The organism is Vibrio scophthalmi (assembly GCF_040869025.1).
GTDB classification, from domain to species: domain Bacteria; phylum Pseudomonadota; class Gammaproteobacteria; order Enterobacterales; family Vibrionaceae; genus Vibrio; species Vibrio scophthalmi.
The window spans coordinates 2,731,786-2,756,017 of the sequence record NZ_CP134271.1 but is presented as its reverse complement, the minus strand read 5'-3'; the positions used below and the strand labels follow the sequence as shown (position 1 = coordinate 2,756,017).

Here is a 24,232-nt window from a genome sequence, read left to right as displayed (position 1 = left end):
GTGGTTAATTAATAAAAATCGCTCACGATAACGGACGCATGTAGGCCAAAAATCTCTTCTCGGCATTTTTGAACACCCACAAAATAATGAATGTCAGCGCCATATAAAATAGGCCGGCTGTTAAGAAAGATTCAAACGGTGCGTAATAACGCGAGTTCACCAAACGGGCGGCGCCAGTCAAATCCAAGATAGTGACAATGCCTGCGACGGCGCTGCCATGCAGCATAAAGATCACTTCATTACTGTATGCAGGTAATGCTCGGCGCAACGCACTCGGCAATATGATACGTCGGTAGGTTTTAGCAGGGCTCATACCATAGGCTTTCGCCGCTTCAATTTCGCCTTTTGGCAAACCGTTGATCGCGCCACGAATAATTTCAGCGGTATAGGCAGAGGTATTAAGCACAAACGCCACTAACGCACAAAACCATGCATGTTCCCACAAGGTATCTTTAACCGGGAAAAACTGATCCATGCCGTAATAAATTAAATAAAGTTGAACCAGTAGTGGTGTGCCACGGAAAAAATAGATAAACGCCCAACTCGGCGCGATGAGCAAGTAGTTGTGACTATTGCGTGCAATCGCCAGCGGAATCGCAACGCTTAAACCAATGATCAGCGCTAACCCCACTAACCAAGTGGTGGTCCATAGTCCTTCAAAGTAGATCGGTAAGCTTTCAATAATGAGTGAAAAATCCATTCCCTACCTCGCGTGAATACTAAACTTGCGCTCAACTAGCTTAAGTAAGCCTGTCGAAACACTGGTAAAAAACAGAAATATCACCGCGACTGCCATATAAAAGGTAAATGGCATCTTGGTTGATCCCGCAGCTAACGCACTTACACGTACCATGTCCTCAAGGCCAATGATAGAAACTAAAGCCGTGGTCTTAAGTAGCACTAACCAGTTGTTACCAAAGCCGGGTAACGCATGGCGCACCATTTGTGGAAACAAAATACGGCGAAACGCCAACGCTGAGCTCATTCCATAGGCTTTGGCTGCTTCAAGTTCGCCTTTATCCACGGCCATAATTGCACCACGGAAGGTCTCAGCCATATAAGCGCCAAAGATAAATCCAATCGTCAAAACGCCAGCCACAAACGGGCTGACATCAATGTAATCTGGTAAGTAGGCCGTCCACTCATGGTTTGGGTCGCTTGAGGTAAACCACTCATTGAGCCATTCGTTGATGGAATACAAACTGTTGTTAAGAAGAATTTGTCCACCAAAGAAGATAAGCATCATCAGTACGAGATCAGGAATGCCGCGAATGATTGTGGTGTAAAGGGTGGCAATAGCGCGGGCGAAACGATAAGGCGCTAATTTGGCTAATGCGCCAAGCATGCCTAATATCATCGCAAGCAACAGTGATAGTAGCGCGACTTGTATGGTAACCAAGGCCCCATTTAAGATTGAGGCTTCATATCCTTGAAGATCCAGCATAGGTAAGTTCCTGTCCCTAAACTTGAAACCGACCGTTGACTACTTCTAGGAACAAGCCAACGGTCGCTGATACCATTCTCAGTGAACAATGACATTATCTATCATTACTCATCATTGAGAACGGTATGTCTAGACGAGAAATTACTCGCCGTATACATCATAGTTGAAGTACTTAGCGGCAATCTCTTGGTAAATACCTTTTTCACGTAGTGAAAGGATCGCTGCATCAAGCTTTTTGGTTAAGTCTTTATCTTGCTTACGAACCGCAATACCGAAGCCTTCGCCAAACCACTGTGGATCGGTTAATGAAGGGCCAACAAACTCGTAGCCATCACCACCTTTAGCATTCAATACACCTTCTTCAAGCGCTGATGCATCGCCCAATACCGCAGCAATACGACCATTGGCGAGATCTAGGTATGCTTCATCAAATGAACCGTAACGAACAATTTCAACATCTTCGTAGTTATCAGTTAGGTACTTATCGTGCGTCGTTGCACGTTGAACACCGATTTTTACTCCAGCAAGGTTATCGAAGTTCAAACCTGCGTCTTTCTTGGCAATAAAGTTGTTTGGAATAAGTGCGTATTTGCCCGTGAAATCGATTTTCTTTTTACGTTCTTCGGTGATCGACATTGCCGCGATAATCGCGTCGTATTTACGAGCCAATAGTGATGGAATAATGCCATCCCAATCTTGCGGTACAATTTTACATTTCACCGCCATCTCGGTACACAATGCGTTGGCCATATCGACATCAAACCCTTTCAATGAGCCATCCGCTTCAGTCCAGCTAAATGGAGGGTAAGCACCTTCAATACCAAAACGAACGGTTTTCCATTCTTTCGCTTGGGCCATACCAGTCAAGGTTGTAGCTGCCAGTGCTGCTACGACTAACCACTTTTTCATTTCCATACTCCTGTGATTGTTTTACTTGTAGATGTTATGTTGCTTTTTATAGTGTTACTTATGTTGTGTTCACTTTCAGTCTTTAGCACCGAATTCGTCACAACCGAACGGTGGTGTGACGGTTGATGTGGCGCCTTCGGTGTTACTCAACGACTAATAAATTGAAGAGATAAACTGTTTGAGACGCTCTGATTCCGGATTAGTAAACAGATTGTCAGGATTGCCCTGCTCTTCCACCAATCCTTGATGCAAGAACATCACGTGATTAGAAACATCACGAGCAAAAGCCATTTCATGTGTCACGACGAGCATGGTGCGGCCTTCTTCGGCGAGATCACGCATAACCCCCAACACTTCACCCACTAACTCGGGATCAAGCGCAGAAGTGGGTTCATCGAACAACATCACTTCAGGATCAACCGCTAACGCACGTGCAATTGCCGCACGTTGTTGCTGACCACCTGAAAGATGGCCGGGATAATAATCTTTACGCTCATAAAGCCCGACTTTCTTTAAGATCAACTCGGCGTTTTCAATCGCTTGTGCTTTAGGCACACCCAATACATGAATGGGTGCTTCAACCACATTTTCAAGAACAGTCATGTGTGACCAAAGATTAAAACCTTGAAACACCATCGCTAAGCGGGAGCGAATACGTTGTACTTGCTTGTCATTAGCTGGAATCGCTTCACCTGCACGATTGTTTTTCATTTCGATCAATTCGCCATTGACCCAAATCTCGCCAGCGGTTGGCGTTTCAAGAAGGTTAATGCAACGTAGGAAAGTACTTTTACCTGATCCGGAAGAGCCGATGATAGAGATAACATCGCCTTTATGAGCTTCTAAAGATATGCCCTTTAATACTTGGTTTTGACCAAAGGTTTTATGCAGATTTTTGATATTAAGCGCTGGTACATCATTCATGCGCTGTCACTCCCTGTACTTAATTTAACCAAACGCATCACGACACGTTTAGTTACATGGGCTCCTCCCACAATGAACTTGAAACTAGCACTAACACCAAAAACATGCAACAAATTATTAACCTAGATAAGTCCGATATTTAATCAATATGAGTGAGTATTAATGCATCACGCAGTGTAATAAACTTATTTCTTTGCATATTAACCATAAATCAATCAAGCCAACCTCCCGCAAAAAGATTAACAATAACGTCCACAATCTCACTTTTTACTCAGCAACCATCGCAACCACGCTACCTAAATAAAACAATTCAGATACGTCTAGTAAAAATTACATTATGAAACCTATTTTCAGCACTGTGATTTCACTTAGTCAAAGTTTAACCATTCTGCGTAGTTTTCTTTCACATTCTTTCATAAAGTGATCTAAATCAATCACTGCTCAGGATTAGCACGTTAAACTCCCGAGAGATAAAAGCCCCAATAGGATCTTTTGTTCGGATCTTCGTCTATTTTAAAGCACATAGACTTCGTGCTACGTAGGCGGTATAAAGATCTCAATGCAGGAAGCTTAACGTTGTTACGCAGTCGCTTAGAACACAATTAAAGACAAGCGACTTTAAAAAACCATTAACTTTTATTATATGAGGAATCTATGTCAGACGCAGTCAATAAGCCGCACTCTGATTCGGATATCGAGAACAAGAGCTACCAAGAGCTGCACCGTCCAGCTTCGGAGTTCGAAACCCGTTCAGATTACCTAGATCACGAACTACAAATTATGAAGCCTCGTCGCTTCGCTCTAAACCTTCCTGGTCGTGATTTCCGTTTCGAATTAGAAGACCTTGTTCCAGCACTAGCTGGTACAATCGGCATCATCGCGATGTACTCAGCGGTAATGATGTCTTGGGCAGAAGGCTTATCAGCCGCTTGGGATCACGTAAATCTTGGTAAAGAATTCGCGATCGAAGTTGCTCGTGTAGAAATGCTTATCCCAGCATTCTTGTTCTGTGTTCTAGCCTCTGGCTTTATTAACCCGAAAGCGAACCTTGCGGGTAACCACGGTCCAATGATCCCACTAATCGGTACGATCGCTCTTGCCGGTGCACACCCTCTTGCGTTAGCAATTTTGATTGGTATCTTTGGCCTGATTCTTAGCTTCCTTAAAGGTGGCTCAAAACTGGTGAACCTCACCTCAGAAGGTACAGCCGGTGGCTTGCTAATCTTCCTAGGTCTAACAGGTACCATGAGCCAAATCACCTCTATTCAAGAGTGGGCGGTTGGTCTGCAATCTAGCACCGTTGAAGCGGGTAGCATGGGTTATGTTGGTCTGATTGTTCTTGCTGTGACGATTGCTCTTTACGCTTTACTTGCAAAAGTGAACAAGCGTTGGTTGGCAATTCCAGTGTGTGCATTTACCGGTCTTATCATTGCTCTAATCCTAGGCGCAGGTTTCGATATTAAATTCGTAACTGAAACTGGTCTTCCTAACCTAAACCCAGTTTACTGGTGGGGTAGCACAGACGAAGGTTGGATGCTTGGTCTACCAAACACGCAACACTTCATCGCATCTCTACCGTTTGCTATTCTAGCGGTTGCAATGTGGTCACCAGACTTCCTAGGTCACCGTATCTTCCAAGAACTGAACTACCCACGTAAGACTGAAAAAGTACTGATGGACGTTGATGATACAATGACCATGTGTTCTATCCGTCAGATGGTTGGTACTGCTGTTGGTGGTGGTAACATTACTTCTTCTTGGGGTACATACATGATCCCAGCAGCGATTGCTAAACGCCCTATCCCTGGCGGCGCAATCTTGCTAGGTCTATTGGTTATGATCATCGCAATCCTAGGTTTCCCAATGGATATCGCGGTATGGCCACCAGTAATGCGTGTTGCTCTACTTGTAGGTGTATCTCTACCTCTACTTGAAGCAGGTATGCAGATGGTTAAAGACTCTAAAGATTCACAAGCTGCAGGTATCTGTATCTTTGGTTCTGCAGTTGTTAACCCTGTTCTTGCTTGGGCACTAACTATGCTTCTTGATAACAACGGTCTAATCGGTGATAAAGAGCGTGCTGCTCGTCTATCATTCGTGGATAAGATTGTTATCCCTGTAGGTGTTCTTGTAATCTGTTTGGTTGCAATGCTTGCAGTTGGTATGCTTGAAGGTCAATACGGCATCAAGGCATTCCTATAATTTTTAAGCTATAACTGTGGGGGGCAAACATATATGCCCCCTTTTTTATCAACATTTTTTAGGATTTATTGATTTAGTTTAAGGTTTAAAAATTTTTTTAGTGTAACCTTGAAAATGAACTGGTAAGATTCCACATAAAGAGTAGTGACAATATTTATAGGTTTGTGATCGGTTTCAATACCGAAACGGTACAGGCTATACATATTGTTATTAATTAGAGTGTACTGTTCCCGATCCTCGGGATAGCTGGCTCAACAGCGAAACCAGTACGTGTTTTTTCTACTAAAAAGGTAGGTATGTCATGGCAGAGCAATTTGCTAAAGCTTGGGAAGGTTTTGCTGCAGGTGAGTGGCAAAGCGAAGTAAACGTTCGTGATTTCATCCAAAAGAACTACGCTCCATATGAAGGCGACGAATCTTTCCTAGTTTCTGAAGGTACTGAAGCGACTAACACGCTTTGGGCTAAAGTAATGGAAGGTATCAAAATTGAGAACGCAACTAAAGCGCCTCTTGATTTCGATACTGACGTTATTTCTACCATCACTGCTCACGATGCAGGCTACATCGAAAAAGATCTAGAAACTATCGTTGGTCTACAAACTGAGAAACCACTTAAACGTGCAATCATCCCTAACGGTGGTGTACGTATGGTTGAAGGTTCTTGCAAAGCATACGGTGAAACTCTTGACCCTATGATTTCAAAAATCTACTCAGAGTACCGTAAAACTCACAACGCTGGCGTATTCGATATCTACACTCCAGATATCCTAGCTTGTCGTAAGTCCGGTGTTCTGACTGGTCTTCCAGATGCTTACGGCCGTGGTCGTATCATCGGTGACTACCGTCGTGTTGCACTATACGGTATCGACTTCCTAATGAAGGACAAGCTAGCTCAATTCAAATCTCTTCAAGAGCGTTTTGAGAACGGCGAAGACCTAACGGCTACTATGCAACTTCGTGAAGAAATTGCAGAGCAACACCGCGCTCTAGGTCAAATCAAACAAATGGCTGCTAAGTACGGCTACGATATCTCTGAGCCAGCTCAAACTGCTCAAGAAGCTATCCAGTGGACTTACTTCGGCTACCTAGCTGCTGTTAAATCACAAAACGGTGCTGCAATGTCTCTAGGTCGTACTTCGACTTTCCTAGACATCTTCATCGAGCGTGATATCGCTGCTGGCAAGATCACTGAAGTTGAAGCTCAAGAAATGATCGACCACTTCGTAATGAAGCTACGTATGGTTCGTTTCCTACGTACTCCTGAATACGATGAGTTGTTCTCAGGTGACCCTATCTGGGCTACTGAGTCAATGGGTGGTATGAGCCTTGACGGTCGTACACTAGTTACACGTACTAACTTCCGTTTCCTAAACAGCCTATACACAATGGGTCCTTCTCCAGAGCCAAACATCACTGTACTTTGGTCTGAGCAGCTACCTGATGGCTTCAAACGTTTCTGTGCTAAAGTATCTATCGATACTTCTTCTATCCAGTACGAAAACGATGATCTAATGCGTCCTGACCTACAATCTGACGACTACGCAATTGCATGTTGTGTATCTCCAATGATCGTTGGTAAGCAAATGCAGTTCTTTGGCGCTCGTGCTAACCTTGCTAAAACTATGCTTTACGCAATCAACGGCGGCGTTGATGAGAAGCTGAAAATGCAAGTTGGTCCAAAAGAAGCTCCAATGACTGACGCTGTTCTTGATTACGATAAAGTAATGGATCGTCTAGATCACTTCATGGATTGGCTAGCTAAGCAATACGTGACTGCACTAAACAGCATCCACTACATGCACGACAAATACAGCTACGAAGCGTCTCTAATGGCTCTTCATGACCGTGACGTTCGTCGTACTATGGCATGTGGTATCGCAGGTCTATCTGTTGCAGCTGACTCACTATCTGCAATCAAATTCGCAACTGTTAAACCAGTTCGTGACGAAGATGGCATTGCAATCGACTTCGAAATCGAAGGTGATTACCCTAAATTCGGTAACAACGATTCACGCGTAGATGACATCGCATGTGAACTAGTTTCTACGTTTATGGGCAAAATCCGTAAACTTAAGATGTACCGTGATGCAATCCCAACTCAGTCTATCCTTACTATCACTTCAAACGTTGTGTACGGTAAGAAAACTGGTAACACTCCAGACGGTCGTCGTGCTGGCGCTCCTTTCGCTCCTGGTGCAAACCCAATGCACGGTCGTGATGAGAAAGGTGCTGTAGCATCACTAACTTCTGTAGGTAAACTACCGTTTGCTGACGCTCAAGATGGTATCTCTTACACATTCTCTATCGTGCCAAACGCACTAGGTAAAGAAGAAGATAGCCAACGTTCTAACCTTGCAGGCCTAATGGATGGTTACTTCCACCACGAAGCTGGCATCGAAGGTGGTCAACACCTAAACGTGAACGTTCTTAACCGTGAAACTCTAGAAGACGCAGTTAAGCACCCTGAGAAATACCCTCAGCTAACAATCCGTGTATCTGGTTACGCTGTACGCTTTAACTCTCTAACTGCAGAGCAACAAGCTGACGTAATCGCACGTACTTTCACTGAGTCTCTATAATTCTCGGTTGAATGATTGATGAAGCCCCGCTTTTTAGCGGGGCTTTTTTTTGCCTGCATTTCAATCTGCACTCGTGTGTTTATTGCCTATTTCAATACGCAATACCACCACATTTAGCCACTGAATGACTCTGCAAATTAGATCGGATTAAGCGCACAACCTTGACGCTTAATCGCTTCCTATCACCGGGCTTGTAGTAACATAATCTCCTATCTTTATGAGAGCTCTACTCTCGTTGTTTGTGCATGGAAGTTGTCTTATGAAAAGAGTCCACATTGTGTCGATGAACATCGTGACATTGATGTTGTTAACCTCGTCGATTAGCTATGCTTCCGAAAGGTCTACCCTCTCGTTTTCTATTGATAACGATGGTGTCTTCGGTGTCGATCAAGACTACACCAATGGGCTTTTTCTCTCCTACACGTCATCGGCCATCCAACCTAACAGCCTTTTAAAACCTCTCAGCTTATCGTTTTGGGGGGCCTCATCTTTAGATAAATATGAGATGACTCTTGGCCACAAAATGTACACCCCTACCGATATTGAAGCCACAGAACCTCTCGCCGATAACCGCCCTTATGCTGGATTTCTCCATGCCGAGTTAAACTACATCAGCTTGCACCCTCAGCAAGCCCAACGCTTCAATTTCACCTTGGGTACCACGGGAGAAAACTCTCTTGCAGACAAGGCTCAAGACATTGTCCATGGCATTACCGGCTCCGATGATCCGCAAGGTTGGCACTACCAAGTTGGTGATCAAATCGTCGCTAACCTCGGCTATCTCAGTCACTTTAACTGGTATCGCGAACGCATTAGCAGCAATACCGAATTTGAAATTGCCAATGTATCAGAGCTTAATGTGGGTAATTTCCGTAGTGATGTCTCAACTGGCATCATGTTTCGTTGGGGAACGGATTTAGCTGGCAACATGGGAGCGGCCAATATTGATAGCGAAAATCCATTTCGAGCCGGGATGATAGGGGCCTCCAATGGTGGTTGGTTTGTTTACGGTGGCATCGAAGCGCGTTACCGGTTTAACGATATCACCATTGAAGGTGATCGCCCTGGCTTACCAGACCCCGACTTATATGAGGTTTCACTCGCACACAACCAAGCAACAGCTATTGTTGGCGTCGCATGGTACAACGCCTCTTATGGCCTCAGTTTAGCCACCACCATCAAAACCGCCGACTACAAAGACGCTCCTGACGATATCTATGGTACCGGCAGTTTATCGCTGTTCACTTTCTTCTAAACTTCATTCCGATAAACCAATTGAAATCCACCCTGTTCAATTGGTTTAAAGGTGCTTTTCTATACCTATCACGTACACACTTTTATTCTGCTATTCGAATGTCAGTATCTCCGCCATTTATTTGCCCTCACCGACCGCTAACCCCTATTTAAAAAGGTGTTTTTGTAATAAAATAACAGGCAAATAATTTATAAGAGATGAGCTCATGTCTACAACTGGTCGTATTCATTCTTTTGAATCATGTGGCACTGTCGATGGTCCTGGAATTCGCTTTATTGTCTTCCTTCAAGGCTGTTTAATGCGTTGTATGTATTGTCATAACCGTGATACGTGGGATACCCATGACGGTAAAGAAGTGACCGTTGAAGAGATCATCAACGAAGCAAAAAGCTATCGTCACTTCATGAAAGCATCTGGCGGTGGTATTACTTGTTCAGGCGGTGAAGCGATGCTGCAGCCAGAATTTGTCCGTGACTTTTTCCGCGCGGCTCAAGCAGAAGGCATCCACACTTGTCTTGACACCAATGGCTACATTCGCAAACACACCGATGTGGTTGACGAAGTTCTTGAAGCGACCGATCTGGTGATGCTTGACCTTAAGCACATGAAAGATGAAATCCACCAAGAATTTATTGGCGTTTCCAACCGTCGTGTATTGGATTTTGCTCGCTACTTACAAAAAATTGGTCAAAAAACGTGGATCCGTTACGTGGTGGTTCCAGGTTACACCGATGAAGATGAAGCGGCTCACATGCTTGGTGAGTTCATCAAAGATATGGATAACGTAGAGAAAATTGAACTGTTGCCTTATCACAAACTTGGTGCTCATAAATGGGAAGCACTTGGCTTTGACTATCCACTTGACGGCGTACAACCGCCATCAAAAGAGACGATGGAAAACATTCAATCCATCCTCAGCCAATACCACTCAAATGTGAAATACTAATCTATTTCAAGTCGATTTAAAAAGGGCGCTACCCAATGGGAGCGCCCTTTTTGTTACACAACAAAAGCCTTATCTATGGCTTAATCACCACATCTTGATAGCTGAATGAGCCGCTATCCAGTGCCTGTTTGGTTTCTGCTTTGGCATCAAAGTTAAGCGTATTCAAATCCACTCGACGAATGGTGCTATCGTGCATGGTTTTGTAGAACAGTAAGCCGTTACTTTGATCGATAACCGATGTCCATTGTGTGGCACTCGGCAAGTCGGGAATATGTGATTTGTCATTAAACTCACTGCCCAATGGAATATCAAAATTGTTCAGGATATGGAACGCCTGTGATACCGCTTGCTCGCCATTTTTTAACTCCGGAGCTGAGTTAACATAAAACGCAGCACGCACAAAGCGAGACGGAGGCGAGATGTCACCTGGTAAGCCGACAAACGCTGAACCGACCCCAAACGATTGTGCATCAACGCCGTTAAACTTTTGATTTGGACTAGAGCCGGGATGTAAATTAATGTAGTTGTTTAAGTTGGTGACATGCCATGAATAATCTGGCGAGTTAGTCAGAACTTGAGCGGTATTTTTGTGAATATTGATTTTACCGTGATCCATTATTTCAATCACAATACTGTTGCCTTGCTTATCCGACACACGCCAGTGCGCCGTTGGTGACGGATTACCTTGCTGATCAAAATAGACGGTCACAATCTTAATTTTACTCAGCGCAGCTTCAACCTGCTCGACCGTTTCAAACTGGCTCAGCATCCAACGCACAAAGTCCATGTCGGTGATATTGTTGCTGGTGTCTTGCGGGTCATAAGTTGCCAAAGAACCGTAATTGCGGAAATAGAACAATCCCGCGCTCAAGCCCTTTTCATTCACTCCTTCCGCGATAAATTTGTCATCACTAACAGAAATACCCGCAAAACCGTACTTACTCTGCCAACTCAACCCTTGTTTTTGATCTGGCATGGTTGAGGTATAGCGATAATCGCGCGGAGAAACGATCAGCTTACTATTAAGATCACTGTGTCCCCACTCAATCGTACGTGCTTGAATGTAATCATCATTGGTTGTGGAAAGAGAAATGCCCGTACAGGCATTGGCAGCATAACTAAAACAAGATGCGCAAATTAACGCTAGTATCGATTTTTTCATAATTCAATCACACTCGATGTTATCGATTTAAACTCTGCTCGATGGCAGCTTAAGTTGTCTGTTTAAAACTACACCTATCCAGCCAAATAAACAAAGCTATCCGCCACATTTCATAAGCCTCGCCCCCCGATTTCTCGCCTAATTTCGATCTTGATGATACATAAGATTAAATACCGATATATTGAGATAAAAAGTTTTCATTTTTGCTCACAAACCTGTGTTGAGATCATGTTTCATCTCACAACAAAAGGCTAACCTAAGCACAATAAAGATGTATTAGAACTATGAGGCCATCCAATGGAAATGACAAACGCTCAACGTTTGATCCTATCTAACCAGTACTACTTAATGTCGCAAATGGATCCAACAAATGCGGCAAAATACAAACGCTTACAAACGATTGTCGAACGCGGCTACGTAATGCAAATGCGTGAGTTAAATAAAGATTTTGGCTGTATTGAAGAAGATGAATGTCGTGAAATTACTGACATCATGGAAATGTATCATGCGATGCAAGAATCCAACAACATGCTAGAAGAGCACGAACGCAAAGAAGTCGATCAGCGCCGCTTACAGTTCCTTGGCTTTGACTGTGGTACTGAGTGCAAATTAGTACACTACGTCCGTTTCCTAGTGGAATCTGAAGGTCTTTACCCGCAGTTTGAAAAAGGTGAGCACCACTTCAACGCACAGATGCCAATGCTGGAAAAATATCGCCGCATGCTCGCGACATGGCGCAAGTGTCCGCGTCAATACCACTTGTGCGCCAACGAATTAAAGCAAATTTTTAACGCTTAATAATATTACGCTTATCTTAGGGTTGCACTTGCAACCCTTTTTATACGCATCTATCTTCTAGACTAAAATACGTAAGCAATACCGATATTACCCGTGGTGTTAACACCCGATTCAATCAATGGGCTTTTTTCTATCTCACCTTCTAAATTGGTATAACGAATACCACCGGTGACGCGAATGTTCGGTGTTAGGTGCATGAAGGCCGATGCACCAATGAAATACTGACCATCCCAGCTAGGATCAAAGTGGTCAATCCCGGCGCGAGCCGCTTCACTCTTACTCACCCCGTATAAATGCTTATTGATCTTGTCGCTGTTGTAGGCATAACCAATACCCGGCGTGATAGCCCAACCTCGCCCTCTAATGGGTAAGCGCCACGCCGCTTCAGCATATAAGCCGTTGTGCTTACCGCCAATATCACTGCCTGCCGTTGCTTCAAACATACCCACCATGGTAATCAACTGATAGCTTACGCCGCCTAATATGGTGCTTTTACGTTCGTCCATTTGTTGTACAACAGCGTTATCCGAATCTTGTGGCTTGAGCGTTCGAGGATCATAAACAGCGCGAAAAACGATATTGTGTGTAGAACCAATTGGATTCAAACGGTAACCAGCACTAAAGCCGCGCATAAAGAAATGCTCACCTTCATAGCCAATCACAGGAATCACCGCCTTATTGGCCGGCGTATCTTTATACACGGCTGGAGAATAAGAAGCCGCGACACCTAGCGACCATTGTGAAATGTTTGCTAGCACAAGTGTCGGAGACATTGCGTAACATGCAAGCATCGTGACCAATAATTGTTTTTTCACGGTATACCCTAATCTCTGTTCAAAATTCATTCACCGGCACTATACAGAATGATGTTCTATAATTCAAATCATCCACCATGAAGATCAATGCGTTGCGATCAGCTACCTTTCGCAAGGTGGCTCGTTTGATTGCTCAGCGCTTTATTCATCACGTCACATACTCAATATCAGTCACTTATTTCTTCCATTCGTCACTTCATTAATCGCAAATAACGCAAATAAATCCATATTTTTTAAGCAATATTAGAAATCCACACTAGGCTTAATTAATGAGGGATTAGTTATTTATTAGCGAGTTGTATGTCAGTTAGACAGGTTCAGAGGGGAAATCATTATGAGCATTTTCGACCATTTCCAAGCGCGCTATGAAGCGTCTAAGGATGAGGAGCTATCTTTACAAGATTTCTTAGCATTGTGTAAAGATGACAAAAGCGCATACGCAAACGCGGCCGAACGTTTACTCATGGCCATAGGTGAACCAGAAGTCATCGACACGGCTCAAGATCCTCACCTAAGTCGGATCTTTTCAAACCGCGTCATTTCGCGCTATGAAACATTCAAAGACTTTTATGGCATGGAGGATGCGATTGAACAAATCGTCTCTTATCTAAAACATGCAGCTCAAGGATTGGAAGAGCGCAAACAAATTCTCTACCTACTTGGTCCTGTGGGTGGTGGTAAATCATCTTTAGCTGAAAAACTAAAAGCTTTAATGCAACAAGTACCTGTTTATATACTCTCTGCTGATGGCGAACGCAGCCCGGTGAATGACCACCCGTTTTGTTTGTTCGATGTAGCAGAAGATGGCGAATTGCTCAAACAAGAATACGGCATTGAAAAGCGCTATTTGCGGTCAATTATGTCGCCTTGGGCAGCCAAACGATTACATGATTTTGGCGGTGATATTACCAAGTTCAAAGTCGTTAAAGTTCGCCCGTCGATTCTTGATCAGTTAGCGATTGCGAAAACCGAGCCGGGTGACGAAAATAACCAAGATATTTCATCACTTGTGGGTAAAGTCGATATCCGCATGCTAGAGCATTTCTCACAAGACGATCCAGACGCTTACAGCTACTCAGGTGCACTGTGTAAAGCAAACCAAGGTGTCATGGAATTCGTTGAGATGTTTAAAGCACCGCTCAAAGTTTTACACCCGCTATTAACTGCAACGCAAGAAGGTAACTACAACGGTACAGAGGGACTTTCAGCATTGCCATTTGATGGCATGATCCTAGCTCACTCGAATGAGTCGGAATGGCAAACCTTCCGTAACAACAAAAACAACGAAGCATTCCTAGACCGTGTTTATATTGTTAAGGTGCCTTACTGCTTGCGTGTTTCTGAAGAAGTTAAGATTTACCAGAAACTACTCGACCACTCAGAGCTCTCTAATGCGCCCTGCTCACCAAGTACGCTTGAGCTGCTATCGCAATTTAGTATTCTGTCGCGTCTGAAAGAGCCTGAAAACTCGTCGGTTTTCTCAAAAATGCGTGTTTACGATGGTGAAACACTGAAAGATACCGATCCAAAAGCGAAGAGCTATCAGGAATACCGTGATTACGCTGGTGTCGATGAAGGTATGTCAGGGCTTTCTACCCGTTTTGCCTTCAAAATCCTTTCACGTGTGTTTAACTTTGATCAAACCGAAGTGGCTGCGAACCCAGTGCATCTGTTCTACGTTATCGAACAACAAATCGAACGCGAGCAGTTCCCACAAGATGTTTCTGAAAAGTACCTAGAATTTCTGAAAGGTTACCTCGTGCCTCGTTATGTCGAGTTCATTGGTAAAGAGATTCAAACTGCTTACTTAGAGTCCTACTCTGAATACGGACAAAATATCTTTGACCGTTATGTTACCTATGCCGACTTCTGGATTCAGGACCAAGAGTACCGTGATCCTGAGACTGGCCAACTGTTTGACCGCTCAGCCTTGAACAATGAGCTAGAGAAAATTGAGAAAACCGCTGGCATCAGTAATCCGAAAGATTTCCGTAATGAGATCGTCAACTTTGTTTTACGTGCTCGTGCCAACAACAACGGCTCTAATCCGGTATGGACCAGCTACGAGAAGCTTCGTACCGTTATTGAGAAGAAAATGTTCTCGAATACCGAAGAGTTGCTGCCAGTTATCTCATTCAACAGTAAAACCTCTTCTGAAGATCAGAAGAAACATGACGATTTCGTCGCTCGTATGATGGAGAAAGGCTATACCGAGAAACAGGTACGCCTGCTATCTGAATGGTATCTACGCGTTCGTAAGTCCTCATAAGGACGATAACCCGCATTGGCGCTATGTCGCCAATGCGGGCCGTCAATGATTACCATCAACGATGGACGAATAGCATGGTAAATAAGGGGTGAGTCATGGCGCAATTTATCGATAGACGACTGAACGGAAAGAATAAAAGTGCTGTAAATAGACAGCGTTTTATTCGTCGTCATAAAGAGAAAATCAAGGAATCGGTAGCGGATGCCGTCAATCGTCGTTCTATCACCAATACCGAAACAGGCGAAGACGTTGCGATTCCGCATAAAGACATCAATGAGCCTATTTTCCATCAAGGTCAAGGCGGCTTAAAAGAACGTGTGCATCCCGGTAACGACCAATTTATTAAGGGTGATAAGATTGAACGCCCGAAAGGCGGTGGTCAAGGTGGCGGTGCGGGTGAAGGTGAAGCAAGCCCAGATGGCGAAGGGCAAGACGAATTTGTGTTTCAAATCTCTAAAGATGAATATCTGGATATTCTCTTCGAAGACCTCGCTCTACCCAATTTAGAAAAAACACAAGTAAACAAAATCACCGAGTGGAAAACCCATCGTGCGGGTTATCAAACCGCTGGGGTGCCCGCTAATATCGCGATCGTCAAATCACTGCAACAATCTTTAGCACGTCGAACCGCCATGACTGCGGGTAAACGCCGTATGATGCATGAACTCGAAGAAGAGTTAAACCGAATCCAAAACCAAGAGCCTGCGCAACTGATTGAAGAGCGCCGCTTGAAAGAAGAGATCCAAGCGCTACGAAAAAAAATCGACAGCGTTCCGTTTATTGATACGTTCGATTTACGCTTTAAAAACTACGAACGCCGCCCTATCCCATCCAGCCAAGCGGTGATGTTCTGCATCATGGACGTTTCAGGTTCAATGGATCAAGCGACTAAAGATATCGCTAAACGCTTCTACGTATTACTTTACCTATTTCTTACCCGTACGTATGAAAACGTCGAGGTGGTCTTTATTCGTCACCACACACAAGCGAAAGAAGTCGACGAACATGAGTTTTTCTACTCACAAGAAACGGGTGGCACCATCGTATCCAGCGCCCTGCGTCTCATGAACGAAATCGTCGCGGATCGATTCCCTGTCGGACAGTGGAATATCTACGCAGCACAGGCTTCTGATGGGGATAACTGGGCGGATGATTCACCTCGCTGCCGAGAATTGATGCAAGAGTCACTGTTACCGCAGTGCCAGTATTTCTCTTACATCGAAATCACCCGTCGCTCTCATCAAACCTTGTGGCACGAATATGAAAAACTCGAGAGTGCATTTGGTAACTTTGCCATGAAAAACATCCGCAGTGTTGACGATATATTCCCTGTGTTTAGGGAACTATTCAGCAAAGAAAACGCTTAGGGAGGCAATATGACAACAAAGACAAAGCAGCCGACTAACAGCAAGTTACTTCCCGACGGTCCCGATTGGACCTTTAACCTACTTGAACGCTATCACGTTGAAATCAAACGTGTCGCTGAACACTACCGCCTCGATACTTACCCCAATCAAATTGAGGTGATTACCTCCGAACAAATGATGGATGCTTATTCAAGTATTGGCATGCCGATTAACTATAATCACTGGTCATTTGGTAAAAAATTCATTCAAACTGAACAAGGTTATAAGCATGGCCAAATGGGCTTAGCTTACGAGATTGTTATTAATTCTAACCCGTGTATCGCTTATTTAATGGAAGAGAACACGGTCACCATGCAAGCTTTGGTGATGGCACACGCCTGCTACGGGCACAACTCCTTTTTTAAAGGCAATTACCTATTCCAAACTTGGACTGACGCCGGTTCGATTATTGATTATTTGTTGTTTGCTAAAAAATACATTGCTGAATGCGAGGAAAAGTATGGCGTCAATGAAGTGGAAGATTTACTCGACTCCTGCCATGCCCTGATGAACTACGGCGTTGACCGTTATAAACGCCCCGAGAAAATCTCGATTGCCGAAGAAAAGCTACGCCAAGACGAACGTGAAGCTTACTTACAATCTCAGGTTAATGACTTGTGGCGCACTGTACCGAAATCAGCTGAAAAAGAAGAAGATGCCAAGGTACGCTTCCCTTCTGAACCACAAGAAAACATTCTCTATTTTATCGAGAAACACGCACCGCTACTGGAATCATGGCAGCGTGAGATTGTCCGTATCGTGCGCAAAGTAAGCCAGTATTTCTATCCACAAAAGCAAACACAGGTAATGAACGAAGGTTGGGCTACGTTCTGGCACTACACCATTTTGAACCACCTGTATGATGAAGGCGTGGTTTCTGAACGCTTCATTCTAGAGTTTTTACACAGTCACACCGCGGTCGTCGCTCAACCCGCTTACAACAGTCCTTACTTTAGTGGCATCAACCCTTATGCGCTTGGTTTTGCTATGTTCCGCGACATTCGCCGAATTTGTGAAGAACCTACAGATGAAGACCGTGAGTGGTTCCCGAATCTTGCCGATACCGATTGGCTAGAGGCCGCCCATTTTGCGATGAAGAACTTTAAAGATGAAAGCTTTATTAGCCAATATCTGTCACCAAAGTTAATCCGTGATTTTAAGCTGTTTTCAATCGTCGATGATGACCGTAAGAACTATGTTGAGATTAGCCATATTCATGATGACATGGGCTATCGGGCGATACGCGAGAAGTTAGCTGCGCAATACAATCTCAGCAACCTTGAACCGAATATTCAGGTGTTCAATATCGATGTGCGTGGCGATCGCTCAATGACATTGCAGTATGTACCTCATGACCGTATCCCACTACATGAGAGCTCGTCTGAAGTGTTAAAACATCTCTACCGACTATGGGGCTTTGATATTATTCTTGAGGAGCTCAAAGACACAGGCCGCAGAGAAATCATCGGCTCTTGCCCACAGCGCAATAGTTATGATTCTGGTATTTAGCATCAAATAACAAGTAATAAAAAGGGGCTCTGAGAGCCCCTTTTTCTATGCGGTGATCTTATTATCGGTTAGCGATAATATCGCGCACCGCTTGAAGATCTTCTGGTGTATCAACCCCTGCTGCCGGTGCTTCTTTCGCAACGGCAACATGAATTTTTTCACCGTACCACAGCACTCGCAACTGCTCTAAGCACTCAATTTTCTCAAGCGAACTAGGCTGCCAGTTAATGTAGGTATTGATAAAGCCTGCGCGATAAGCATAGATACCGATATGGCGCAGTAATGGCTGAGCAATGGTATTGTTGTTAGCAAAATTGTCGCGATCCCAAGGAATCGTCGCGCGACTGAAATACATCGCGTAACCATCTTTGTCAGTCAGTACTTTAACCGCGTTCGGGTTAAAGACTTCCGCTTCATCGCTAATTTCTACCGCCAAAGTCGACATCGGTGCTTGGCTATTAGCCAAGTTGTCTGCCACTTGAGTGATGATTGATGGCGGGATCAGTGGTTCATCACCTTGAACGTTAACGATGATGTGGTCATCGGCAATGCCCATCAGCTTAACCACTTCTGCCAAACGTTCAGTACCCGACTCATGATTCGGTGACGTCATGCACACTTGCGCACCAAATGCTTTGGCAGCTTGTTCGACACGCTCATCGTCAGTCGCGATGATCACTTGGTCGGCGCCCGCTTGCACCGCTTGCTCATATACCCATTGCACCATCGGCTTACCACCGATATCAGCAAGAGGCTTACCCGGCAAGCGCGTCGATTGATAACGAGCTGGAATAACAACCGTAAATGACATTATCTGCCCTCATCCATACTCATCGAGCGTGCTTCAGGCTCGAGTAGCATTGGAATGCCTTCTTTAATTGGGTAAGCAAGGCGATCCGCTTTACAAATCAACTCTTGTTTATCTTTATCGTAAGTCAGTTTGCTTTTGCACACAGGGCACGCAACGATTTCAAGCAGACGGTGATCCATAATGTTCCTTTATTTGGTTAATTCGTTCTAAGATGCGCATTTCATCATCATGAGAGAAAGTCGCAGATACGGGTAAATACCACCAGTTTTCTTGCGCTTCTTTCGCACATTTGACGGCATCTTTTTCAGTCATAATCAGATGTGTACCGCGAGCGGCTAACTCGTTCAATTGCGCAATCGCAAAATCTTGGTGATCGGCAAAGCCTTGGCAGTGAACTAAATCCGCCCCCAATTGCTCCAGTGTATTGAAGAATCGCGGAGGATGACCAATCCCCGCCATCGCAACCAGCCCCTTGAGTTGGCTCACTGGAATTTGCTCACGAGTTTTCATATTTACGGCTAAGCTCGGTGTTAGCGTCATCGCGGCTTCGCCTTGCTGCGCTTGACCACCGTTAGTCACAATAAAATCGACCTCGCTTAAGCGATCCACACTTTCGCGCAAAGGACCTAGAGGCAATAGCTGTTGATTACCAAAACGGCGTTTACCATCCACGACTGCAAATTCAATATCACGCTCTAAAGCATAATGTTGTAATCCATCATCGGTGATAATAATGTCCACACCCAGTGGCAATAATGCTTTAACGGCATCTGCGCGCACTGGATCAACCGCTACAGCGGCTTGAGTGCGCTTAAAAATCAGTTTCGGTTCATCGCCACAATGAGCGGTGGAAGTCTCCGCGTTAACCACTAACGGGTAACTGGGCGCTTTTGCGCCATAGCCACGTGAAACAACGCCCGGTGTATAGCCTAGCGCTTGCAGCTTTTCCACCAGCCAAATCACCATTGGTGTTTTGCCGTTACCACCTGCGGTAATGTTACCAACTATAATAATCGGCACCGGAGCACGATAAGCACTCTTTTTACCCGATTGATAGTCTTGACGGCGAGAGCGACTAATCCAACCGAATAGCTTACTGAGTGGCCATAATAGCGGCCACAGCAGATACTTAATTGGATGATTCTCAAACCAAAGCTTTTCAATCACAGCTTAACCACCAAATTGAATGCGGTGTAACTGAGAGTATGCACCATCTTTAAGCGCAATAAGCTCTTGGTGGCTACCACGTTCAACAATCTCACCTTCGTCAACCACCAAAATCTGATCGGCTTTTTCAATCGTTGAAAGACGGTGTGCAATCACCAATACGGTCTTATCTTTTTGTAGCTCATCCAGCGCCGCTTGAATCGCTTTTTCAGATTCAGTATCCAGCGCGGAAGTTGCCTCATCAAGAATCAGTACCGGCGCATCACGCAGCAACGCGCGTGCAATCGCAATACGTTGACGCTGACCGCCGGATAGACTGGCACCATTCTCACCGATAACGGTATCAAGCCCTTCATCCATCTTATCGATGAAATCCATCGCATGTGCAAGACGGGCGGCATGTTCAATCTGCTCACGACTGTATTTTTCTGTCGCTGCATAAGCAATATTGTTGGCGATAGTATCGTTAAACAAATGTACGTTTTGCGAAACCAAAGCGAAGTGGCTGCGCAAATTCTTTAGGGTGTAATCGCGCACATCGTGGCCGTCTAGGCTAATCGAGCCTGAGTCCACGTCGTAGAAACGATTGAATAGATTCGCAATGGTACTCTTACCTGAACCAGAACGGCCAACAAGAGCCAATGTTTTACCTTGTGGAATGGTAAACGACACATTCGACAATGCTGGTTTCTCTTTGCCACCGTATGTGAACGTCACGTCTTTTACTTCTACATCACCACGCACATTTTGGCTTTCAAATTTACCGTTATCCTGCTCAGTATCTAAATCAATCAAAGCGAACAAGGTTTGGCTCGCTGCCATACCACGTTGGAATTCAGAGGTTACGTTAGTCAGTGCTTTCAAAGGGCGCATCAAACCAAACATTGCTGAGAATACGACAGTGAATGTACCAGGCGTTAAGGTTTCACGAATCGAATCAACACTTGCAAGAAACAAAACCGTCACCAACGCAATTGACGCGATCAACTGAATCACTGGGTTGGCCACGGCTTGTGCAGAAACTAACTTCATTGATTGTTGACGCATTCTGTTGCTCACGACATCAAAACGCTCACGCTCAACTTCTTGACCGCCATAACTGAGGACTACTTTGTGACCTTTAAGCATTTGCTCTGCAGAAGAAGTGACATGACCCATGGTATCTTGCATGTTTTTCGATACTTTTCTGAAGCGTTTCGAAACCACGCCAATCGCCCACGCCACGACGGGAGCAACCACGATCAGAACCAATGACAGTTCCCAGCTATTCCAAAACATCAGCGTCAAAAGGCCGATAATACTCGCACCTTCACGAACGATGCTCACTAGCGCACGGCTCGTCGCACCGGCAACCTGCTCTGAGTCATAAGTAATACGTGACAACAGGCCACCCGTCGATTCTTTATCAAAGTAAGCGACTGGCATGTGCATGAACTGACTAAAAATAGCACGACGCATTTGCATCACGACGTTGCCCGATACCCAACTCAAACAGTAAGTAGATACGAATCCACTTAAACCACGAACGATCATCATACCAAAAATAATAAATGGCAGAATTTTCAAAAAGTCGGATTCCGTATTGCCAAAGCCTTCATCCAATAAGGGCTTTAACAATGAAACCATATAAGTGTCAGCGACTGCATTAATGATAAGAGCTATAACGGCAACAAATAAACCCTGCTTGTATAAGCGGATATACGCCCACAAACGTTGAAAGGTTTGCCACGTTGTTTCATCTTGATCTAGAGACATAGAAGTGCTTTATTCTTTTTACAATAATCCTTCTATTCTACTCGCTTACGCAGCATCTGCCTATACCATGCCAGACCTTTGCTTGAACGCATTGTTATTAATCGGCGATTTTTTCCGCGATAGAACAACGTTACCTGCCCAGAACTGCCCGTATCAAGCCATTGAGCGTTGGCCGCCAAATAGCGAGCTTTAACGGCAGGGTCGGGCAACTGCCAACGACCTTGAAAAGCACTCGAAGACAGAGCCAACTGAGGCGAGACTCGGTTAATAAAAGCGGTGGAAGAAGACGTTTTGCTGCCGTGATGTGGCACCACGATCACGTCACTGTGTAAAGGCTCTGTTCCTTGCAATAACATCCATTGCGCGACAGCTTCAATATCCCCAGTCAGCAACACCGTATGTCCATATTCTCGATCATGTACACGTACCACACAGGAGTGGGGATTATAAGCACGAGAGGTTAGTTTTGGCGGCCACAATACCTCAAAGTCAATCCCCTGCCATTGCCAACGCTGCCCTTCGATGCATGGCTCATTGACCGTGGTCATTCGATTCTCTGTTTGGCTCGACCAGACTTTAGCCTCAGGCCAACGACGCCTTATTGCCGCTAATCCACCAACATGATCGTTATCGAAATGACTGACAATAACGCCATCGAGCATCACTCCACGACGACTCAACCAAGGGATAATCAACTGCTGCGCATAACTGCCTTGCGATATTCGGTCGTCAACACCATCTTGATTCAAATTGAGGCCAGCCCCCCGGAAGGTGCGCTGCCATGCCGCGCCTGTATCGTAAAGTAATGCCCGATTGTTTTTCTCTATCACCAGCGCAAGCCCGTGGCCTACATCAAGCAAATCCAGCCGCCAAACACGCTCATCTTTGCGCACGTTTAAGGCCAAGATCATGCTTAAGAACACGATCAACAGCGGTTTTCTACGCACGAACAATGCAAGTAGCAACACAAACAGAACCACAATAGGCAACAACACCTGTTGTTCTGATAATTCAAACCATAACCAATGACTGAGTGGTAGTGCCAAACTCAGCGGCAGGAGTAGCAGATCAATAGTGCTTAGTAGCCACTGAATGAGCGGTGGAAAAAAAACGGCGAACACCACGGTAAACAGCAGCAAGGGAATAATGACAAAACTAAACCAAGGCACAAAAATGAGATTGTAGAGCAATGCATGCAAACTCAGACCGTTATAGAGCCATGCCACCAGCAACGCCATCACCACCACCAAACAGAGTTGCATCAGTAGCGCCTTAAGCAGTACAGAGCGCCACGGTAATCTCAACGACAGAAATAAAAAGATAATCGCGACCGCTGTAATCGAAAGCCAAAAGCTGCTGGCATAAGCCGCTTTTGGGTCGGTGAATAGCAAAGCACAAACTACCAACAGCCAAGTAAACCGATAGGAGGTATGCGTACGTGTCAACTGCAGCGCCATCAGTACCGCGACCATCCACATTGCACGCTGTGTCGGAATCGCAAACCCAGCCAACCAAGTGTAAGCCAATGCCCCAACGCCCCCACAGATCACGGGTAAATAGACTTTTTTACAACCGAGTAGAACTAAGCCTAAACCAACAAACCACCCCACTGAAAATGCAATTCCGACATGTAAGCCTGAGATAGCGATCAAGTGACTAAGACCACTTTGCTGCAATGCCTGCCATTGTGACGGTTCAATATGGGCTCGTTCACCAAAACTAAGCGCTAACAGCAAGCCTTGATTCGCCAGAGAATTCGATGCTTGAAACATCCGGTTAAATAAAATTTGTCGGAATGACAACTGACTTTCGATGAAATATGAATGATTGCGGTTAATAGAAACAATGCCCACGACACCTTGGCTCATTGCGTGCTTTTCTCGATCAAACCCCACCTCATTAAGCACGCCAATTACGGGCTTTAATCGAGCTTGTGCGGTTATCTGATCACCCAACTGTAGATTTTTAGGAGCAATTAAGTAGACTTTAGGGCGAGAAAGGTAGTTCAATCTTTCACCATTGATTGATCTAACCGAGGCTATGCCTTGAAAGCCATGGTTACTTGGCTTAAAAAGACTGTCAACTTCGGCATTTATGGTAACATTCGAACCGGCTTGAAACAGGGTGTTTGATTGATGGTGTAGCAGATTGCCGCTAGTCAAAATCACGATTAGTGCCGCGGCAACTCCACAGCCCCATCGAAGCCTTCTACAATAGAAACTAAGCAATAGCCAAACTAGGCAAGGAACTGACCACATCCACGACGGCATATTAGGCCAGTG

General features: G+C 44.8%; 19 protein-coding genes. 8 read left to right on the top strand and 11 right to left on the bottom strand.

Annotated features, from left to right (window positions below; translation table 11 throughout):
- Nucleotides 1-22: 22 nt before the first annotated feature.
- The 4 genes from RJD38_RS12595 to RJD38_RS12580 form a co-directional block, all read right to left on the bottom strand.
- The gene (locus tag RJD38_RS12595) at nt 23-700 is read right to left on the bottom strand and encodes an ABC transporter permease (protein WP_005594756.1); all 678 of its coding nucleotides are present in this window, start codon (nt 698-700) and stop codon (nt 23-25) included.
- A 3-nt stretch (nt 701-703) separates the two neighbouring features.
- Nucleotides 704-1,444 carry an ABC transporter permease gene (locus RJD38_RS12590; RefSeq protein WP_005594755.1) on the bottom strand — a complete coding sequence of 247 codons (741 nt, stop codon included), beginning with the start codon at nt 1,442-1,444 and terminating at the stop codon, nt 704-706.
- A 141-nt stretch (nt 1,445-1,585) separates the two neighbouring features.
- Nucleotides 1,586-2,353 (bottom strand): ABC transporter substrate-binding protein, encoded by a 768-nt coding sequence (locus RJD38_RS12585; protein WP_005594754.1) that lies wholly within the window; start codon nt 2,351-2,353, stop codon nt 1,586-1,588.
- 153 nt (nt 2,354-2,506) lie between these two features.
- Nucleotides 2,507-3,277, bottom strand: coding sequence for an ABC transporter ATP-binding protein (locus RJD38_RS12580; protein ID WP_005594753.1), 771 nt, complete (start codon nt 3,275-3,277; stop codon nt 2,507-2,509).
- 654 nt (nt 3,278-3,931) lie between these two features.
- Here RJD38_RS12580 and RJD38_RS12575 point away from each other — a divergent pair.
- The 4 genes from RJD38_RS12575 (at nt 3,932) to pflA (ending at nt 10,258) form a co-directional block, all read left to right on the top strand.
- On the top strand, nt 3,932-5,479 hold the full coding sequence (locus RJD38_RS12575; RefSeq protein WP_005594752.1) for a DUF3360 family protein: 1,548 nt from the start codon (nt 3,932-3,934) through the stop codon (nt 5,477-5,479).
- Nucleotides 5,480-5,780: 301 nt separating this feature from the next.
- A complete protein-coding gene (gene pflB, locus RJD38_RS12570) occupies nt 5,781-8,057 on the top strand; it encodes a formate C-acetyltransferase (RefSeq protein ID WP_009387010.1) in 2,277 nt (758 codons plus the stop codon).
- A 259-nt stretch (nt 8,058-8,316) separates the two neighbouring features.
- Nucleotides 8,317-9,312 carry a lipid A deacylase LpxR family protein gene (locus RJD38_RS12565; RefSeq protein ID WP_065545431.1) on the top strand — a complete coding sequence of 332 codons (996 nt, stop codon included), beginning with the start codon at nt 8,317-8,319 and terminating at the stop codon, nt 9,310-9,312.
- A gap of 205 nt (nt 9,313-9,517) precedes the next feature.
- On the top strand, nt 9,518-10,258 hold the full coding sequence (gene pflA, locus RJD38_RS12560) for a pyruvate formate lyase 1-activating protein (protein ID WP_005594749.1): 741 nt from the start codon (nt 9,518-9,520) through the stop codon (nt 10,256-10,258).
- Nucleotides 10,259-10,331: 73 nt separating this feature from the next.
- On the opposite strand, the gene RJD38_RS12555 is transcribed toward pflA, so the two are convergent.
- Complete coding sequence (locus RJD38_RS12555; protein ID WP_367971348.1) at nt 10,332-11,420, bottom strand: linear amide C-N hydrolase; 1,089 nt, start codon at nt 11,418-11,420, stop codon at nt 10,332-10,334.
- A 297-nt stretch (nt 11,421-11,717) separates the two neighbouring features.
- On the opposite strand from RJD38_RS12555, the gene RJD38_RS12550 reads away from it, so the two are divergent.
- Entirely contained in the window at nt 11,718-12,218 is a 501-nt protein-coding gene (locus RJD38_RS12550) for a YfbU family protein (RefSeq protein WP_005594746.1), read from the top strand.
- 62 nt (nt 12,219-12,280) lie between these two features.
- On the opposite strand, the gene RJD38_RS12545 is transcribed toward RJD38_RS12550, so the two are convergent.
- On the bottom strand, nt 12,281-13,009 hold the full coding sequence (locus RJD38_RS12545; RefSeq protein ID WP_065545432.1) for a MipA/OmpV family protein: 729 nt from the start codon (nt 13,007-13,009) through the stop codon (nt 12,281-12,283).
- Nucleotides 13,010-13,367: 358 nt separating this feature from the next.
- On the opposite strand from RJD38_RS12545, the gene RJD38_RS12540 reads away from it, so the two are divergent.
- The 3 genes from RJD38_RS12540 to RJD38_RS12530 all read left to right on the top strand — a co-directional run bounded on the left by RJD38_RS12540 (nt 13,368) and on the right by RJD38_RS12530 (nt 18,217).
- Nucleotides 13,368-15,302, top strand: a complete 1,935-nt coding sequence (locus RJD38_RS12540; RefSeq protein WP_005594744.1) for a PrkA family serine protein kinase — start codon at nt 13,368-13,370, stop codon at nt 15,300-15,302.
- A gap of 95 nt (nt 15,303-15,397) precedes the next feature.
- Entirely contained in the window at nt 15,398-16,669 is a 1,272-nt protein-coding gene (locus RJD38_RS12535) for a YeaH/YhbH family protein (protein ID WP_005594743.1), read from the top strand.
- A gap of 9 nt (nt 16,670-16,678) precedes the next feature.
- Complete coding sequence (locus tag RJD38_RS12530; protein ID WP_065545433.1) at nt 16,679-18,217, top strand: SpoVR family protein; 1,539 nt, start codon at nt 16,679-16,681, stop codon at nt 18,215-18,217.
- A gap of 61 nt (nt 18,218-18,278) precedes the next feature.
- On the opposite strand, the gene kdsB is transcribed toward RJD38_RS12530, so the two are convergent.
- The 5 genes from kdsB to RJD38_RS12505 are packed head-to-tail and all read right to left on the bottom strand — an operon-like array spanning nt 18,279 to nt 24,208.
- A complete protein-coding gene (gene kdsB, locus RJD38_RS12525) occupies nt 18,279-19,028 on the bottom strand; it encodes a 3-deoxy-manno-octulosonate cytidylyltransferase (protein ID WP_065545434.1) in 750 nt (249 codons plus the stop codon).
- Entirely contained in the window at nt 19,028-19,207 is a 180-nt protein-coding gene (locus tag RJD38_RS12520; protein WP_005594740.1) for a Trm112 family protein, read from the bottom strand. The genes kdsB and RJD38_RS12520 overlap by 1 nt, the downstream gene beginning before the upstream one ends.
- The gene (lpxK, locus tag RJD38_RS12515; protein ID WP_065545435.1) at nt 19,188-20,195 is read right to left on the bottom strand and encodes a tetraacyldisaccharide 4'-kinase; all 1,008 of its coding nucleotides are present in this window, start codon (nt 20,193-20,195) and stop codon (nt 19,188-19,190) included. Before lpxK ends, RJD38_RS12520 begins: the two co-directional genes overlap by 20 nt.
- Before the next feature lie 3 nt (nt 20,196-20,198).
- Entirely contained in the window at nt 20,199-21,950 is a 1,752-nt protein-coding gene (gene msbA / locus RJD38_RS12510) for a lipid A ABC transporter ATP-binding protein/permease MsbA (RefSeq protein WP_065545436.1), read from the bottom strand.
- A gap of 32 nt (nt 21,951-21,982) precedes the next feature.
- Nucleotides 21,983-24,208, bottom strand: coding sequence for a DNA internalization-related competence protein ComEC/Rec2 (locus RJD38_RS12505; RefSeq protein WP_367971451.1), 2,226 nt, complete (start codon nt 24,206-24,208; stop codon nt 21,983-21,985).
- Between the last annotated feature and the right edge of the window lie 24 nt (nt 24,209-24,232).